The sequence below is a fragment of the Deinococcus alpinitundrae genome, from assembly GCF_009982895.1.
In the GTDB taxonomy this organism is placed as follows: Bacteria; Deinococcota; Deinococci; order Deinococcales; family Deinococcaceae; genus Deinococcus; species Deinococcus alpinitundrae.
The window spans coordinates 1-14544 of record NZ_WXZL01000009.1; the positions used below are offsets into that span (position 1 = coordinate 1).

At 62.6% G+C, this 14544-nt stretch carries 18 protein-coding genes; 6 read left to right on the top strand and 12 right to left on the bottom strand.

Annotated elements, in window-relative coordinates:
- Window positions 1-219 precede the first annotated feature (219 nt).
- On the top strand, window positions 220-777 hold the full coding sequence (locus tag GUI70_RS09920) for a hypothetical protein (RefSeq protein WP_161882163.1): 558 nt from the start codon (window positions 220-222) through the stop codon (window positions 775-777).
- A 210-nt stretch (window positions 778-987) separates the two neighbouring features.
- On the opposite strand, the gene GUI70_RS09925 is transcribed toward GUI70_RS09920, so the two are convergent.
- From GUI70_RS09925 to GUI70_RS09935, 3 genes are all read right to left on the bottom strand, one after another.
- A complete protein-coding gene (locus GUI70_RS09925; RefSeq protein ID WP_161882164.1) occupies window positions 988-1452 on the bottom strand; it encodes a hypothetical protein in 465 nt (154 codons plus the stop codon).
- A 359-nt stretch (window positions 1453-1811) separates the two neighbouring features.
- On the bottom strand, window positions 1812-2519 hold the full coding sequence (locus GUI70_RS09930; protein ID WP_161882165.1) for a hypothetical protein: 708 nt from the start codon (window positions 2517-2519) through the stop codon (window positions 1812-1814).
- A 58-nt stretch (window positions 2520-2577) separates the two neighbouring features.
- Complete coding sequence (locus GUI70_RS09935; protein ID WP_161882166.1) at window positions 2578-2790, bottom strand: hypothetical protein; 213 nt, start codon at window positions 2788-2790, stop codon at window positions 2578-2580.
- A 202-nt stretch (window positions 2791-2992) separates the two neighbouring features.
- Here GUI70_RS09935 and GUI70_RS09940 point away from each other — a divergent pair, with 202 nt between their 5' ends.
- The 4 genes from GUI70_RS09940 to GUI70_RS09955 all read left to right on the top strand — a co-directional run bounded on the left by GUI70_RS09940 (window position 2993) and on the right by GUI70_RS09955 (window position 6522).
- On the top strand, window positions 2993-3208 hold the full coding sequence (locus GUI70_RS09940) for a hypothetical protein (RefSeq protein WP_161882167.1): 216 nt from the start codon (window positions 2993-2995) through the stop codon (window positions 3206-3208).
- Between the two features lie 103 nt (window positions 3209-3311).
- Complete coding sequence (locus GUI70_RS09945; protein ID WP_161882168.1) at window positions 3312-4838, top strand: sensor domain-containing diguanylate cyclase; 1527 nt, start codon at window positions 3312-3314, stop codon at window positions 4836-4838.
- Window positions 4839-5161: 323 nt separating this feature from the next.
- A complete protein-coding gene (locus tag GUI70_RS09950) occupies window positions 5162-5890 on the top strand; it encodes a hypothetical protein (protein WP_161882169.1) in 729 nt (242 codons plus the stop codon).
- On the top strand, window positions 5887-6522 hold the full coding sequence (locus GUI70_RS09955) for a hypothetical protein (protein ID WP_161882170.1): 636 nt from the start codon (window positions 5887-5889) through the stop codon (window positions 6520-6522). The genes GUI70_RS09950 and GUI70_RS09955 overlap by 4 nt, the downstream gene beginning before the upstream one ends.
- Before the next feature lie 99 nt (window positions 6523-6621).
- On the opposite strand, the gene GUI70_RS09960 is transcribed toward GUI70_RS09955, so the two are convergent.
- From GUI70_RS09960 to GUI70_RS09990, 7 genes are all read right to left on the bottom strand, one after another.
- Window positions 6622-7044, bottom strand: a complete 423-nt coding sequence (locus tag GUI70_RS09960) for a hypothetical protein (RefSeq protein ID WP_161882171.1) — start codon at window positions 7042-7044, stop codon at window positions 6622-6624.
- Window positions 7041-7859 carry a hypothetical protein gene (locus tag GUI70_RS09965; protein ID WP_161882172.1) on the bottom strand — a complete coding sequence of 273 codons (819 nt, stop codon included), beginning with the start codon at window positions 7857-7859 and terminating at the stop codon, window positions 7041-7043. The genes GUI70_RS09960 and GUI70_RS09965 overlap by 4 nt, the downstream gene beginning before the upstream one ends.
- A complete protein-coding gene (locus tag GUI70_RS09970) occupies window positions 7859-8704 on the bottom strand; it encodes a hypothetical protein (RefSeq protein ID WP_161882173.1) in 846 nt (281 codons plus the stop codon). The genes GUI70_RS09965 and GUI70_RS09970 overlap by 1 nt, the downstream gene beginning before the upstream one ends.
- Entirely contained in the window at window positions 8704-9261 is a 558-nt protein-coding gene (locus GUI70_RS09975) for a hypothetical protein (protein ID WP_161882174.1), read from the bottom strand. The genes GUI70_RS09970 and GUI70_RS09975 overlap by 1 nt, the downstream gene beginning before the upstream one ends.
- Window positions 9262-9277: 16 nt before the next feature.
- Window positions 9278-9415 (bottom strand): hypothetical protein, encoded by a 138-nt coding sequence (locus GUI70_RS09980; RefSeq protein WP_161882175.1) that lies wholly within the window; start codon window positions 9413-9415, stop codon window positions 9278-9280.
- A gap of 2 nt (window positions 9416-9417) precedes the next feature.
- A complete protein-coding gene (locus GUI70_RS09985; protein ID WP_161882176.1) occupies window positions 9418-9777 on the bottom strand; it encodes a hypothetical protein in 360 nt (119 codons plus the stop codon).
- Between the two features lie 488 nt (window positions 9778-10265).
- Window positions 10266-10502 carry a helix-turn-helix transcriptional regulator gene (locus tag GUI70_RS09990; RefSeq protein WP_161882177.1) on the bottom strand — a complete coding sequence of 79 codons (237 nt, stop codon included), beginning with the start codon at window positions 10500-10502 and terminating at the stop codon, window positions 10266-10268.
- A gap of 525 nt (window positions 10503-11027) precedes the next feature.
- On the opposite strand from GUI70_RS09990, the gene GUI70_RS09995 reads away from it, so the two are divergent.
- Window positions 11028-12509, top strand: coding sequence for a recombinase family protein (locus GUI70_RS09995; protein ID WP_161882178.1), 1482 nt, complete (start codon window positions 11028-11030; stop codon window positions 12507-12509).
- On the opposite strand, the gene GUI70_RS10000 is transcribed toward GUI70_RS09995, so the two are convergent.
- Window positions 12506-14113: a ComEC/Rec2 family competence protein gene (locus tag GUI70_RS10000; RefSeq protein ID WP_237724824.1), complete on the bottom strand. Its 1608-nt coding sequence runs from the start codon at window positions 14111-14113 to the stop codon at window positions 12506-12508. The two genes, GUI70_RS09995 and GUI70_RS10000, sit on opposite strands and share 4 nt — an antisense overlap.
- A complete protein-coding gene (locus GUI70_RS10005; RefSeq protein WP_237724825.1) occupies window positions 14113-14505 on the bottom strand; it encodes a ComEA family DNA-binding protein in 393 nt (130 codons plus the stop codon). Before GUI70_RS10005 ends, GUI70_RS10000 begins: the two co-directional genes overlap by 1 nt.
- Window positions 14506-14544 lie beyond the last annotated feature (39 nt).

The following is a 14544-nucleotide window of genomic DNA, read 5'->3' on the forward strand; positions in this document are numbered from 1 at the left end:
ATGGCCGCAAAGCCATGAGTCTGGTGCGCTACGGTGCCGAGCGCCTCAGAAACGCGCTGAGATGGGATCCAGACGACTTGGCCGTGCTGTTTACAGTGCTGATAAGTTCTTTCTCAGCTCCAGGAGCGGCTTAAACGGAAGTTGTCGGGTACTGAGTTTGCTGCCAAACTCCCGAATACTCAGGCGCGCGCAGACTTACTGAACAGTGCCGGAGCCCTTGTGACACGGCCTATCACATTCGATGAGGCAGTAGAGATTGGCTGCTACCCAGCTCGAGAGGATATGTTTTTGCTGCTTCAAGGAGATATCATCCATACTGAAGCAGCTTTTTCGTTGGGGGAAAGAATCACAGGTGGAGCAAAATTTGTAGTAGTTAGCTCCACCTGTGATACCGTCCGAGGCCGCAAAAGGTCAAAAGCACTGCTCTATGAGGTTCACCCCATTTATAAGCCAACAAACAAAGAAGAGGTAGATCTAACAAAGTCTAGGTTGAACACCCTTTTGAGATTCAAAGAAGTCCAATATATGTACTTGCCACCCTTACCTGGAGACCCAGAGAATGTAATCGCAAACGTTATCAGCTTTGATGATCCTGCCATTGCACGAATCGATGATATTGTCCTAGCTCACAGAATTGCTTCACTCAGTTTGCCAGGGTGGCGAATATTAGCCTCGTTATTGAGATCAAATTTAACCCGAGAAGGAAGTTTTGAAGCCCAAATGCGATTTGCATTCGCCTCTCAATCGAACTTAACTTCTCCAAATATGAAAGCCTAATAAAACATTTAATCCCGGCAGACGGGATTTTCTCATTTTAAAAAGCCCCCTGCACGACCGCCGAAGCGGATGCAGGGTGCCTTTGACTTGCGGATTTGTGGGGTTTTACTTCGGCCAGATCTGCTTACTGTCCACCTTGACGCCCGCCGTTACCGGTGCCGGATGCCCTGGGGACAGATGACGGCGGGTGTTTGCTGAAGCCCCTGCCGTTCAGAGTTTGCTTTGTTGCAGTTTGAAGAAACTGCTAATTTTGAGTGAGGAAAACCTACAGTTCCACGTAGACAGCTGTCCAGTCGATTCAAATGCCCTGCATTCAATAAGGGCTCTTGTCTGATCGTCTGTAAGATTCAGCGAGATGTCAAAGAGAATTGGCGACGTTTGTGGATGAATAAACCTTTTACCAGAGAGGGCAGAAGCCACGCCTGCTACCGTTACTGGTACAGCATCGAAGTTACCGGTCCCTGCGACGGTGTACGCGTGTTCACTGTAATAGTTTGGAACGAGGTCGAGGGCCAGGTTCTTCGTCTGACCATCATTCAGAGTGATGGTCCCTGTCCAGTGACCCCGAAGGATTTGAGGGTCCGTGTTGAAATTGATGGGTGTCGTTTTGGTGGACTGGCAGGAGGAGAGGAGGGGAAGCAGGCACAGGAGCGGCAAAATCGTTCGGTGGTTCATCTTGAGAAGTGTAACAGCGGTCTTGGGCCTGGAATAAAAACAGTTTCCAGTCATTCACCGCAAAAAGCCCCCGCTCCCGGCATCGGCCAGGGCGGAGTATTCTCGTTTGTCTTATCCTTGGCCGATCGAGAGAAGGCGTGGTGACACCCTTCAACCGCTCGAACGCCCTTCTTCCAGCGAAGTTGTCGCCAGGGCCAGGAACACGTCGATCATCTGTGGATCAACCTGTTTCCCAGCCTGCTGCGCCATCCCCTCAGTTGAAGGGGAGCGAAGTGCCTTGCTGCTTGGTCCGGTGCTCAGGCGTCAGTCCACGGGCTGATTTTTGAAGGCACCGGACAACTATCACACAGGAAGGCCTCTCAAGTGCCGGACGCCCAGAACGGGGTTGGCCCGTGCAATGGCCACGAGAAGTGCTGCCCAGCACCGCCGCGAACGATCAGGACCGCGTGACCCGCAGGCACGATACCCAGCGGCACGCCGCTGACCGTCTGATAAGCGCTCAGGGCATTCGGGAGGATCAACGCGGAAGCGAACAGGGTGTCGAGCTTCAAGCGGTACGGGGCCATCCGGATGCTGAGCAACTGTTCGGGCGTGAAGGTGTAGACCGCGCAACTGCGCCACAGCCGCATCAGGGCCGTAAGGTCATGGGAGAGGGGCACCGGCACATGGGGGCCGTAGAGCAGCAGATTGGTCGGGATGGCGCTGGACGTGGCGCGGTGTTCCAGGAAGTGCCGCACAGGTTGGGCGAGTTGATCGGCGCTCAGGTCACGACTGGCCGTCAGCGCCAGGGTCGGCGGCGTGAAGGGTGGCTGTGGGTCTTCGGGCGTGCAGACGGACGTGACGGGCAACGTGCGCAGCTGCATCTGGGCGGCAAGATGCTGTTGCACGCGCAGCGTTTCGGCACGTGGCCCGATCAGCGCGAGGTGGTGCGTCAGATCCCGCAAGGTGATGTGCGGACTGTTCTCCCCCAGGACGTGCAGGGCCACGGGCCGCTTGTTGCTGGGCAGCGCGAACAGGCGTTTCAGCACTGCCGTGCTCGGGTGGTGCTGAACCCGTGATTCAACCACCGGATGCCTTTCCAGAGAGCGCGGCGCAGATGACCTTGAACCGGAGTGAGCATCGTCTTCAGGCCGTCATCGAGGTCCGCGTCGTCAGGTGTGCGGCGTCAAGGGGCGTCAGGAGCAGCAGTCGCCCGGCCGCGAAATCACCGTCGGCTTGCGCGGCCACGCGGCGCAGGCTGCCGATGTCGTTGTGCGGGGTGGAGGTCAGGGCGGGACAACTGAGTGACAGGGACATCGCCGCGTGCTTCTGGGGGGTCCGCGCGAGGAGAGCGTTCATCCCTTCAGCATGGACGCAGCGACGGTGTGATTCTGTTCAGCGCATTCATCCTTGCTTAAAAATGGTGACTTTTGGCGCTTCTTGCGACAAGTCATGAACGGGATTGAATCAGAAGACGATATGAGCAGGTGAGCAATAGAAGAAGTCCTGCTCCTGGCACTTGCCCAGGGCAGGGGCTTTTCGCTTGCCTCATCCTCTCCCCATGCCCCGCACGCAGCTCATCGATGCGAAGACCGGCGAGCTTCTGGAAGACCTCGGGTGGTACGAGACGGTTAGCCAGGCCCGCAGTGCCTGCAGCGAGCACGCTGGTCGACTGCTGTTCTGGGCGCGCAGTCCGGATGATCTATGGGTCGCGGAAGAGGAAGACGAGGTGTACCGAGTCGAGATGGACTTGCCCGAAGGCAGCCCAACCGCTTAAGTTCATTGCCGTCCCTGTGGTTGAGTCCGTTGAGGATAGCCTGGCAATGACCTTCAGCCAGTTGTTAGACTCCCGAAGGATTTGAACGTGTACGCTACAGTTCATGACCGGCGCGCCACTTCCACCCGATGAGTACGCTCGCCTGCTAGACCTGGCCCGGTACGAGATTCTCGACACGCCCCAGGAAGAGGCGTATGACCGTATCACCCGGCTGGCTGCTCGCCTGCTGAACGCCCCGGTGGCCTTTATCAACTTCGTGGACCAGCACCGCCAGTGGAGTAAGGCCGCCAGCGGTCCGGGCGATACCACCGCGCCGCGCTGCGACTCCGTGTGCGCCTGGACCATTCTGGGCTCAGAGCCGATGGTGATCGAGAACGCCCACACCGATCCGCGCTTCGCCCACAACCCGATGGTCACGGGCGCGCCGTACATTCACATGTACGCGGGCGCGCCCCTGACCACTCCGGCAGGCCACCGCATCGGCACGCTCTGCGTCACCGATCACCAGCCGCACCCGCTGACAGCGGACGACCTCGCTGTGTTGCAGGATCTGGCCGCGCTGGTGGTGGGCGAACTGGAGCTGCGGACGCGCACCCTGGAATTGAGCCGTGAGCTCGATGCCCAGACCCGCCGCAACGCCGATTTGAAGCGCGGCCTGGATCATGCCCAGGTGCTGGAGGGCATCGCTGAGCTGATCGACCTGGACCTGACGCCCGAAGAGATGGCCCTCAACGCTTCGGCCCTGCTGGGTGAAGCGCTGAGTGCTGACCACATCGCGCTGCTGATCTTTGAAGACCAGGCCTTGCGGGTGGAGGCCGCGCATCTCAACCCCCAGTTGCCACGGGAGATCCGTGATCTCCCGACTCAGTTGCCTCACTGGCCCGACTCCGTCACCTGGAGGCTCAGAGCGCTGGATCAGCCCCTCTACGTCGACGATTATCCAGCTTATCCAGGTGCCCTGAAGACTGTGGTAGATGGCGGGATCCAGCAAGTCGCGTGGCTCCCGCTGGGGAGGCGATCTGGGGTCACGTCCCTGCTGATGGCTTCTCGACACTCGAGTAACCCCGTCCAGCGCTGGCGGGGCAGTGACCGTGTGCTGCTGGAAGCAGCAGGGCGCAGCGTACGCGGCGCCCTGAACCGCAAGCTCGAAGTCAAGTTGAGCCATCAGGAAGCCCGGCAGGACAAGCTGACGGGGTTGCTCAACCGCCGGGCGCAGGAAGAAGACCTGCTCCGGCGGGAACAGGAGGGCATGCCCTTCCTGCTGGCTGGGCTGGACCTCGACGGCCTCAAGGCGCTCAACGATCAGGAGGGGCATGCCCAGGGCGACAAGCTCCTGCAGGTGTTCGCCAAAACCCTCAAGGTGAGCTTGGGCGACGCGGGCGAGGTGTACCGGCTGGGCGGCGACGAGTTCGTCGTGATGGGCCACGTCGACGAGGACCTTGTCCTGGAGGCGGTGGACACGGCGGTGCTGGCTGCACGTCAGGTCGGCGCGCTGCGCGGGGCCAGCGTCGGTGTGGCGTATAGCAGTGAGGGTGTGGGAGAGGCGTTGCTGGCCCTGGCCGACGAGCGGATGTACGCGGTCAAGCGGCGGCGGCATTCAAGACAGGCCTTGACCTCGACGTCGTCCTAAATGCTCATTGACAACGAAAAAGCCCCCGCTCCCGGCATCGGCCAGGGCGGGGGCGTTCAGCTTGCATTCAGGCAGGCAACATTTGCTCTGCAGCTCGCTCCAGATTTAGAGCGAGCAGCCGCGAGAGTACCTCGTCTTCGGGCAGCGGCCACGCCCAGCCGTAAGCAGCGGCGACGGCCTGGTCCAGCCGTTCATGGGCACTCGCCAGCGCCGAAGCTGGATGAGCGGCGTCAGGCTGCTGGGATAGGCTCGCGACGGCTCAGAGGCGGAAGAACAGATCAACCCTCACTATCTCGGCAAAATGTTGCTAATCTAAGAGCTATATGAATTCACCATTAAATAAACGACAGAAGAATACGCTGAAGCTGTCGGCGCTCGGCGCGGGGCTCATCGCCTCGCTTACGGCCTGCCCCAGACCAGTACCGCCGCCGTCCTACAGCAACGTCAACTTGACCTTCACGTTTCCGGCCATCAGCCGCGCCGACGCCCAGAACTTGATGCTGGCCGCCTACTATTACGACGGCTCCGAGACCCTCAAGCTGCTGCAACAAAACCCACTCAGCTACGGGGGTTACAGCGGCTCTAGCGAAACCATCACCTCGGCCCAACTCCCGCTCTACAACCTCGACTCAGCCCTGCAAAATTCCAAGTGCAGCAGTCCCTTCGTAGGCGGCGAGACCAAAGACCGCACGCAGGTCAGCGTGACGCCCAACACCGTCAATACCTGCAACGTCTATTTCTCGATTTACACTGACGGCGGCCAGCACTTCCCCACCTCCACCACCGAAAAGTACATGACCAACGACCTCGTGAGTTTTGCCAGCAGCAACTTTACCTACAGCTTCGTCAGTCCTGACGGCAACAGCACCGAGTCTGGCAGCCGCAAACAGGGCTGGACGCTGATTCGTCACCAAGTCTTGCAGCCAAGCAGCACCCCCGGCAAGTACCTGGTCAGCATGAACAGCGTGCCAGCAGCCGAACAGGCCCTGCCGATCCGGATGCACGAACCCACCAACGGCCTGATCAGCCAGTCCATTAGGGGCAAGAAATGAAGACGCTCCACGCCCTATCGTCCGTTGCGCTCCTCGCTTCACTACTGAGTGCCTGCTCGGCGGGCACCGCCTCGCCCAGTGGCACCCGCCCCGAACTCCCGACCGGCGCAGAAGTGCGCCATCCCGCCGCATCCAGTGGCAGCCCGGTCTACCTGAGCCTTCTCAGTGATTCGGGCGAGAGCTTCTATCAGACCAGTGTGGCAGCGGGACAGACAGTCACCACTGTCGATCCCAGCAAGTGGCAGGGCAAAGAGGCAGGCAAAACTGGGGAGGTCAGCGCCCTAGTGCCGACCGATGCGACGAACCTCAAGTTCAGCAACACCTCAGCCCAGGTCCTGCTGCTGCACTGGGCCATCTGGCAAGACAAAAACAGCAACGGCAAACTGGAAGACGGCGAAGACTTGGCGCTGATCACCCATGACCGGGTGGTGTACGCCGCTGAACCGGTCAGCGTCAGCTTTACAACTGCCTCGCCCAAGATGAATCAGACTTGGACGTTTACCAAAGGCTGGAGCCGCGCCGAGCATTTCGTGTACCTGCCGCAGGATACCGACACCTACGAGCGCAGTCTGGAAACCAAGTTGCCTCAGCGCTACGAACTGCACCAGCCCACCCCGATCACCAGCATGTAAAGGCTCAAACGCTGGCCCCACCTCCGGGTGGGGACTTTTTATTGTTCTCCTCAAGAAGCTGCGACTACGACACGGCGTTGACTTGCGGACTTGTGGCGTTTACTTCCGCCAGAGCTGCTCCGGCCCACCGAATGTCACGGGCGGCACCACGATCAGCGACAGGAAGTCAGCGCCGAGACTCGGGGCCACTTCCACCACCACGCCGGGCAAGAGCGGCGCTCTGACAGTGGGCAGGGTGCCGGAAATCAGGAACCCCGCCTCATCGTTCAGGACCACGCTGTAGCTGCCGTCCGCCAGGCGCAACCGCACCACCGCCAGAGCCATGCCGGGCTTGATGGTGATGAGTGCCGTTGCGCCGTCAAGCACCACCGACACGAGGTCAGAGTCGGCAATCTGTGGCCCGCTGGGAGGGGCAGGCACCGAGGCAGGCACCACAACCGGGGGGCTGGTGTGCGTGATCTGGGGAGCGCAGGCGGAGAGCAGCAAGCTCAAAACGATTGCGGCAAGACAATTGTTTTTCATGATTTCTCCTTGCGGCGCTTGAGGCTGAGCACCCGGCCTTTCGAGAGGTCGATAACGACGCTCACGCCAGCGGGCCAGGTCGCGGTCAGTTGATCGTTGGTCACGGTGCAGGTGGCGCGGCCCGAGGTCAGGCTCCGCACTTCTGCACAGGCAGCAGCGAAGGCCGTCAGGAGCGGCTTGGAGAGCGCCCCGCCCTGATCGAGCATGGTGTAGCCCAGAATGTCGTCACAGCCCGCCGCTGCTGCCACCCAGGTCTGGGCGCGGATCCACTCGGCTGATGGTGCGCCGCCGTAGGCGTCATGAAGCTGAGTGTTGGCGATGAGGCGCACCCCAGCAGCGTCCGCATTTCGGCGGGCCGTCTGCCAGATGCTCAGCGAGGTCGCCAGCGACTCGTCGGGGTAGGTGTAACTCTGCACGCCCATGCCATCAGGCAGCCCGTAGTAGCGCGCGCAGTCGTCCGCGAAGCCAGGGCCGATGGACGCGTAGCGGGGCATCACCGTCGAAGCCGTGCACGCTGCCTGAACCTGCTCGACCGTCTTGCGGTTGGCATCGTCCATCACGGCGTGGGCCAGGAAGGCCGGCTTGACGCTGAGCGACTTGGCCTCGGTAGGTGACAGATCCTCGATGATGAGCATCATGCCCCGCGAAGCGGCCAGATCGAGCAGCCGCCCGGTGGCCTTGAGATCGCCCAGGTGAGAGACGGCCATCAGGTTCAGGCCCAGGTTGGCGGCGGTGAGGAGATCCGCCCGCTGGTTGGCGATTTTCTGCGGCAGTGCAGCGTCGAGTGCCCAACTGACATGATAGAGACCGTCCATTAGCTTCCCCCTGCGCCGACCCAACGCAGGAAATCGAGTTGGGCCGCCGTCGTTGTGGCTCCGTTGCGGGCCTTGGCGATGATCGTCATGAAACTCGTGCTGGCTGGGAGATTGGTGCTGAGGGCGGCGGTGCTGAGCAGCGCCCCGGCGCTCTCGTCGTAGAGCCGTGCAGCTACGCTGGAGCCGTTGGCAGCGGCCACAAATCGTACCCGCAGCACGTTGGTCGTGGTTTTCGGAATGCCCGTATCCACCTTGTTGGCAGTCGTGCCGTCCCTGGTGAGCCACTGCAAGTTGACATCGGTGGCGTCGGCAGCGAGACAGATGGAGCTTCCGAGGGTGCTGGGGTCGGCACTGATGTCGAGCGTGGCCAATCCGATCTGCACCTGATGACCCGTGAGGACCGTCAGGGCGCAGCGGATCATCACATCGAAGCCACCGAGTCCTGACGCGTTTCCCCGCCAGTATTGAAGTGATGCGCCGCGTGGACCCGCTGGTGATCCGGCAGTGAGGGCCGAAACAGCCTGCTGACGAAGCAGGGACGTGCGGTAGTTGGTGGCCGCAATCGTGCCACTCGTCACCGTTCCAGCAGTGGTCGTGCCGGGGCCGAGACTGTTCTGGGTTGCGCCTGCCGCCGTGACGATGTTGAGCGAGGCGCTATTCGGCGGGTACGGGTAGCCGTCCGGGTCGAGTGGGGTCGGTGGGTTAAGTGGTGAGGCGACCACGGTGCCGCTGTGGTTGGTCACGTAGATGTCGAACCCCGTCCCGACCCGCACGTAATACACCGTGTCCGCCGTGAGTGGTGTCGGCAGTGCGGACACCACTTTGCTCTGCAGGACCGGGGCCATTACCAGTCCGTGGCGGCCCGGTCCCCACCGCCGACCACCGTGCCGTTGTAGCTGAGCTTGCCGCTGCTGTCGCCCAGCTTATCCAGCGTCACCTTGTTGGCGTGGGTGTGGGACGCCCCCACAGCTGCGTCAAGGGCGGCCGCCGTGCTGTTGGGCTTGCCCTGGAGATTCGACCACTGGAGCACCACGTCCATGCTCTCGTACTCGGCGATCTTGGTCTGGGTGTTCGCCGCCTTGTCGTAGAAGTACAGGGCCGCGCCGCTAGAAACACTGCTGTCGCTGGTGGCGTCGGTCACCAGGTAGAGGGTGTTGGCCGTCGCCGCGCTCGCCGCCGTGTTGCGGGCCGCGATGGTGGCAACGTGCTGGAGCGTCGAGGCGGCAGTGAGCTTGGCATCGATCAGCGCGTTGATCATGGCGCTGTTGCCAATCGCCTTGGCCACGCCGCTCGCATTGGTGAGGTAGGACTCGCTGTAGCTGCCGTTCAGAACGAAATAAAAGCTGTTTGCCTGGAGCGTGCCGGGCAGGCTGATGACCTGGAAGAACTGCAATGCGCTCATTTGGACTCCTGTTGGCTTACCACTGGCTCAGGGTCCAGTCGGTTGGTGCGGACGGGGGGGTGGCGGTCACGGCGATGCTCACGGGCGGCCTCGCCGAGGCGCTCACCCCAACCTGCACGGGCGGGCGTGGCTGCACCTGGACGGTGACTTGCACGCTCACAGCACGCCCCGTGTGTTGCTCAGGGTCAGGTTGATGCTGAGGGGCTGGGCGAAGCTGCTCACGCCGTCGTCCACCACCACCGTGGTGTTGAGCAAGATCGGCCCCGTTCCCTTGCCGCCCTGCTGGAAGGGAGACACGTCCAGCCGCCGTAGCCAGTTGTAGGTGAGGTGCAGCGTGACGGCAGTGGACGTGACCGTGATGCCGCTGTCCGCAGTCGTGAGCACGCCCGCCGCCGCTTTGGCCACACTCTCCCGGAACTCGGCACGGGCCTTGCAAGCCTCAGTGTTCAGGGTGGCACCGCTGACGTTGAGGACAATGTCGCGGGGCTCAGCCTGGTTGATCTCAATTGGGGTCACAGGGCCTCCCTCAGCGGCGGATCGTGGCGAGGCGCTTCACGGCAGCCTCAAGTAGATGGGCCGCACGCCGCCACTGGCGCGGTAGAAGGTGACGCTGCCGGCCTTGACGTTACCCTCGGTCGCCACCCGGTAGAGCTTGCCTGCCGTCACGTCCGGCAGGGTGCAGCCGGTGTACCCGCTGGCGCGCTTCCGGCGGATATGAATACACTTACGGTAATCTCGGCAACAACAACTCTAAGTTTGGTGATTCAAAATCTCCTCAACCTCAAGTTATTACTGTCAAGTAATTAGTTAAACCTTACTCTTGAAAAGATTTCCAGTAATTCAATTGACGTAAACGACATTTTTCTACTGGATTTAGTTCAACAAAAGAGACTCTTTTTCATAACAAATGATGTCGATTTCAGAAGGTCCGATTGCAATATCTTGACGGCAAATCAGAATCTCTTGACATTTAATGAATCGAATACAGTTTAAGATTTACTAAACTACGAGTGCAACTCGTCGAGTAATCTTTCCCCTTCAGGCGTCAGGGTATACAGCTGAACGTTCCCGTCCTGCGTCCCTTCATGCCGCTTCAGAAGGCCATGGTTGGCCAGCAGTTTGAGGGCCGTCGTGATCGTGGCCTTGTCACACAACGGTAGCCCCCGGCGATTGGCCAGCTCTTCGAGCTCAAACCAATGACGCGGCAGTGCTGAGGCCACGGCCAGGATCTGGTGTGTCACCGAGCCAGGCAGAACACGAGACGTTCCTCTCGCTGGCATCCCTCACTCCCCTCCTGTCTCCAGAGCCTCGTCTGAGCGCAACTTCTCCCTGAAGCTCTTCCCAGCTGGTGTGATGACATACGCCCGCACTCCCCCCGTCCTCCCAGCTCGTGCGACAAGCACTCGGGCGAGAAGAGCATCCACCGCATTAAGCGAAGTCCTCTCGTCACTGGAGAGCGGCCGTTGCCTTGACGCCAGAAATTCCAGGCGTCTGCGGGTGCAGGGCACATCAGACGCAACCGCAAGCAGTCTCAGGGCCAAGTCCCACACGCCAAGGAAACGCCAGGGGATTTCTTGACTGTCATCCTCCATGCATCACCAACCCCCGGCATACCAGCAACCGCTCATTGCTCTCTCCCATCTCGTAGCCGTCCGGGTGCTCGATGTCACTCCGGGCTGCACCCACCCGCACCACCCGGCACAGCGCTCCAAACAGCTCAATCTCATAACAAGACAATGTTGACAGGTGACTGTAAGAATATCTCCATGACCTCCCCTCTCCCACTGTCGATCCCTCACCCGCAGACCTCGCTGGTCGGGGGCGTGCGCGTCAGCACTGATGCTCAAGCGGACCGCTACGGCCCAGCCAGGCAGCGTGACGACATCACCCGCGAAGCCGAGCGCATCGGCCTCACCGTCTGTCACTGGGTCGAGGAGGCCATCAGCGGTACCGACCACGACCGCGCTGCCGAGAACGAGTACTACGCCCTGGCCCGCCGTCACCCCGGCCTGAACTTCATGTTCAGCCACCCCAACCGGGTCGGGCGGCATGTCGAGGTCACTGTCGGGATCGCGCGCACCATCCACGACCTGGGCGGCACCGTCCACATTGCCGGTCTCGGCAGTCTTCGAGACCGCAGGAACTGGCGCTACTTCCTGAGGGACGCTGCTGAGGCAGAAAATGACCATGCTGATACCGTCGAGCGTCTCAGCAAGGGCAAGTACGACAAGGCCGTGACCAACCGCTGGCCGCAGGGCAACGCGCCTTACGGCTACCGCATCCTGCGCGACGAGCGCGGCAAGAGCACCACGCTGGAAGTCAATCCAGAGCAGGCCGCCGTCGTCAGGCGGATCTATCAGGACGCACTGAGCGGCATCGGCACCGCGCCGCTCGCGTACGCCCTGACCCGCGAGGGTATTCCGAGCAGCAAGGGCAAGAGCAACTGGCAAGCGGGGATTATCCGCTACGTCTTGAAGAACGAAGCGTATACCGGACGCCGGGTGTTCACGGGACCGGATGGCCGCCTGGCAGTCGTGACCTTCCCAGCCCTGATCAGCGCTGAGGAGTGGGCACACATCCAGAAGGTCGTGCAGGGCCGCCGGAACCACCGCGTCTCCCGCACAACGCGCCCCGCTCTGTTTGCCGGTCACCTGCGCTGCGGCGTGTGCAAGCGCAGCATGCGGGTCTCCACCAACACCAACGCCCAGCGCCGCGAGTACACCTACTACCTCTGCGCCACCGCCACCACGAGCAGCCTCGTGCTTGAAGTGAACCGCCTTGAGCGCTGCACCCATCGAACCATGCACAAGACAGCGGTGATCGACGAACAGGCCTGGACCCTCTTCGTCACCGCCATGCAAGACCCCGCCTTCCTCGCCTCCGCCGTGACACGCGAGCCGGTCACCACCCCGGACCACACCCAGCGCATCGCTGAGATCCGCGTGCAACAGACCCAGATCGTGACCCGCGCTGTCACCCACAACCTGCCGGACGAAGTGGTGGCTGCCGCCCTGGCTCCGCTGACCCATGAAATCGAGCAGCTCCAGCGAGACAGTCAGCCCAGACCACCCCAGGCCCTACCGGACATGAGCGAGCTGGCCAACGCCATGCGCGACTATCTCCCCACCCTGGAAGCCTTCGAGGACCGCCGCGCCGCCCTCGCCACCTGGTCTGCCCGCATCCACGTCACGCCGGAAGGGGTGCAACGCCTGGAAGTTGACGTGCTGCACGGCAAGAAGGGCGTTTAAGGCAACGGGATGAGCATCAGCATGGTCAGCTGCGGGGTGCGAATCAGCGAGCTGTCGCCCTGGCCGACATCGAGGTAGACGATCTCGTTGGGCGGCCTCAGCACCGACGGCAGGGCGGTGGCCGACGCGCCCAGCAGCGCGGTGAGCGGCAGCACCCACAGCGGCAGCCGCCGGTAGAGTGTCAGGACCAGCGCGGCGGCAAAGACCCCATAGACGGCAAACCCCGCCGGACTGATGACGCCCCAGGTCAGCAGCGGACCCTGGCCGAACAGTTCGACCAGCCGCAGCAAGGCACTTGCCAACGGCCCGAGCAGCCAGTTGACGGCCCCGGCCAGCGGTCCCAGCACGCCGGCCAGGTAGCCCAGCGGCACCAGCACCGACATAAGGGCAGCGGCGGCCAGATTGGCGGGCAAGCTCAGCAGCGGCAATTGCCCGAAGGTACTCAGCACGACCGGCAGGGTCGCCAGTTCGGCGCAGGGCGTGACCACCAGCGCCAGCCGTAGCCACAGCGGCCATTTTTCCGGCAGCAGGGCCGCCACCTTAGAGGAGAGGGTCAGGCCCAGCACCGCCAGGAAGCTGAGCTGAAAGCCCCCGTCGAAGAGCCAGCCCGGCTGATACAGCAAGCTGGCGATGGCCGCCAGACCCAGCACCCCGTACACGTCGAGCTTGCCGCGTCCCAGCCACAGTGAGAGCAGGACCAGCGCGCCCATCAACACGGCGCGGGTGATGCTCGGGGACGGACCGACCAACCACAGAAAGCCCGCCAGCGCCGCCAGCATGATGGGGTAACGCAGGTGGGTGAGGCGTAGCGGCAACAGCCGCGAGAGCAGCCAGGTCAGGACACCCACCAGCAGCGCCACGTTCTGGCCGCTGAGGGCCATCAGGTGCGCCAGCCCAGAGCGCGTGAAAGCGTCACGGACATTCAGGCCGCTGGCGAACTGCTCCTGCGAGATGTCGTTGCGCTCGCCCAACTCCACGGCCCGCAGCAGGGCCGATTGACGCGCCGCAAGGTTGACGCTCAGCCCGCTCCGAAACCAGCCGCGCACCCCGGCTTCCGGGATCAGATGCTTCACGTCGGCGGCCACCAGCACCTCGCGCACCCCCTGCACCCGCAGCCAGAAGGCGTCATCGAAGCCGCCGGGGATGCGCCGCCCGTCGGGGCGCACCAGCCGCCCGCTGACGCTCATCTCTCCGGCTGAACCCTGCGGTTTGGGCGCGAGGGCCACCGCCGCCGCCGGGCTTTTCAGGTGCAGCACCTGACCATCCCAGTCGCCCTGCAAGGTGACCTGCGCGCCCACCCAACTGGCGAGCGGGTCGGGAGCACTCTGCCGCTGCCGCTCGCGCACGAAGCCCAGCGCTGCCAGCAGCAGACAGGCGGCCAGCAGCCAGCCCTTCCCGGCAGGCCAGCTCAGCACCAGCGCCAGCAGCAGCACGCCCGCTCCCCAAACAGTCCCCGAGCCAGCGGCTCCGAAGCCCAGCAGCACGCCGCCGATGACGGCCAGCGCGGCAGGTACCGGATAAGCGGGCGCGTGCCAGGTGGCGGGGACTAACGGGTCAGCCGGGGCCAGAACTTCTCCAGTGCCTGTGTGCCAGCCCAGCGCCACTAGAACCTGACCAGCGGCGTGAGTTTGGCCAGCAGCACCGGCCCCACCCCGCGCACCGCATCGAGGTCGGCCAGGGTGCGGTAGGGCCGGGCGGCGATCAGGCGGGCGGCCAGCGCCGGGCCGATGCTAGGAAGCGCTTCGAGCTGTTCTTCCGAGGCGGTGTTGAGGTCGAGCCGACCGGAAATCAACGGTTTGATGCTCGCGGTGGTGGCGTAAACCGGTGCAGGGTCAGCAACGGTGGTGGGCGCGGGTAGGGCCGTATGGCTGACGGTAGGCAGACGCGGCAACGGCTCCAGCGCGGGCCACAGCGCCCAGCCGCCGCAGACGAGCGCCAGCCCACTGAGCAGGACCGCCAGCGAGCGCTCGGAGACGAACATACTTGAGGGTGTCATGTGAGCGCTGACACAACTCCCACACCTCCTTGTGTGCAC

Coding starts and splice junctions, on each gene's coding strand:
- GUI70_RS09925 (WP_161882164.1), bottom strand. CDS start 1,452: ATGAACCACCGAACGATTTTGCCGCTCCTGTGCCTGCTTCCCCTCCTC.
- GUI70_RS09935 (WP_161882166.1), bottom strand. CDS start 2,790: ATGAACGCTCTCCTCGCGCGGACCCCCCAGAAGCACGCGGCGATGTCC.
- GUI70_RS09940 (WP_161882167.1), top strand. CDS start 2,993: ATGCCCCGCACGCAGCTCATCGATGCGAAGACCGGCGAGCTTCTGGAA.
- GUI70_RS09945 (WP_161882168.1), top strand. CDS start 3,312: ATGACCGGCGCGCCACTTCCACCCGATGAGTACGCTCGCCTGCTAGAC.
- GUI70_RS09950 (WP_161882169.1), top strand. CDS start 5,162: ATGAATTCACCATTAAATAAACGACAGAAGAATACGCTGAAGCTGTCG.
- GUI70_RS09955 (WP_161882170.1), top strand. CDS start 5,887: ATGAAGACGCTCCACGCCCTATCGTCCGTTGCGCTCCTCGCTTCACTA.
- GUI70_RS09960 (WP_161882171.1), bottom strand. CDS start 7,044: ATGAAAAACAATTGTCTTGCCGCAATCGTTTTGAGCTTGCTGCTCTCC.
- GUI70_RS09965 (WP_161882172.1), bottom strand. CDS start 7,859: ATGGACGGTCTCTATCATGTCAGTTGGGCACTCGACGCTGCACTGCCG.
- GUI70_RS09970 (WP_161882173.1), bottom strand. CDS start 8,704: ATGGCCCCGGTCCTGCAGAGCAAAGTGGTGTCCGCACTGCCGACACCA.
- GUI70_RS09975 (WP_161882174.1), bottom strand. CDS start 9,261: ATGAGCGCATTGCAGTTCTTCCAGGTCATCAGCCTGCCCGGCACGCTC.
- GUI70_RS09995 (WP_161882178.1), top strand. CDS start 11,028: ATGACCTCCCCTCTCCCACTGTCGATCCCTCACCCGCAGACCTCGCTG.
- GUI70_RS10005 (WP_237724825.1), bottom strand. CDS start 14,505: ATGACACCCTCAAGTATGTTCGTCTCCGAGCGCTCGCTGGCGGTCCTG.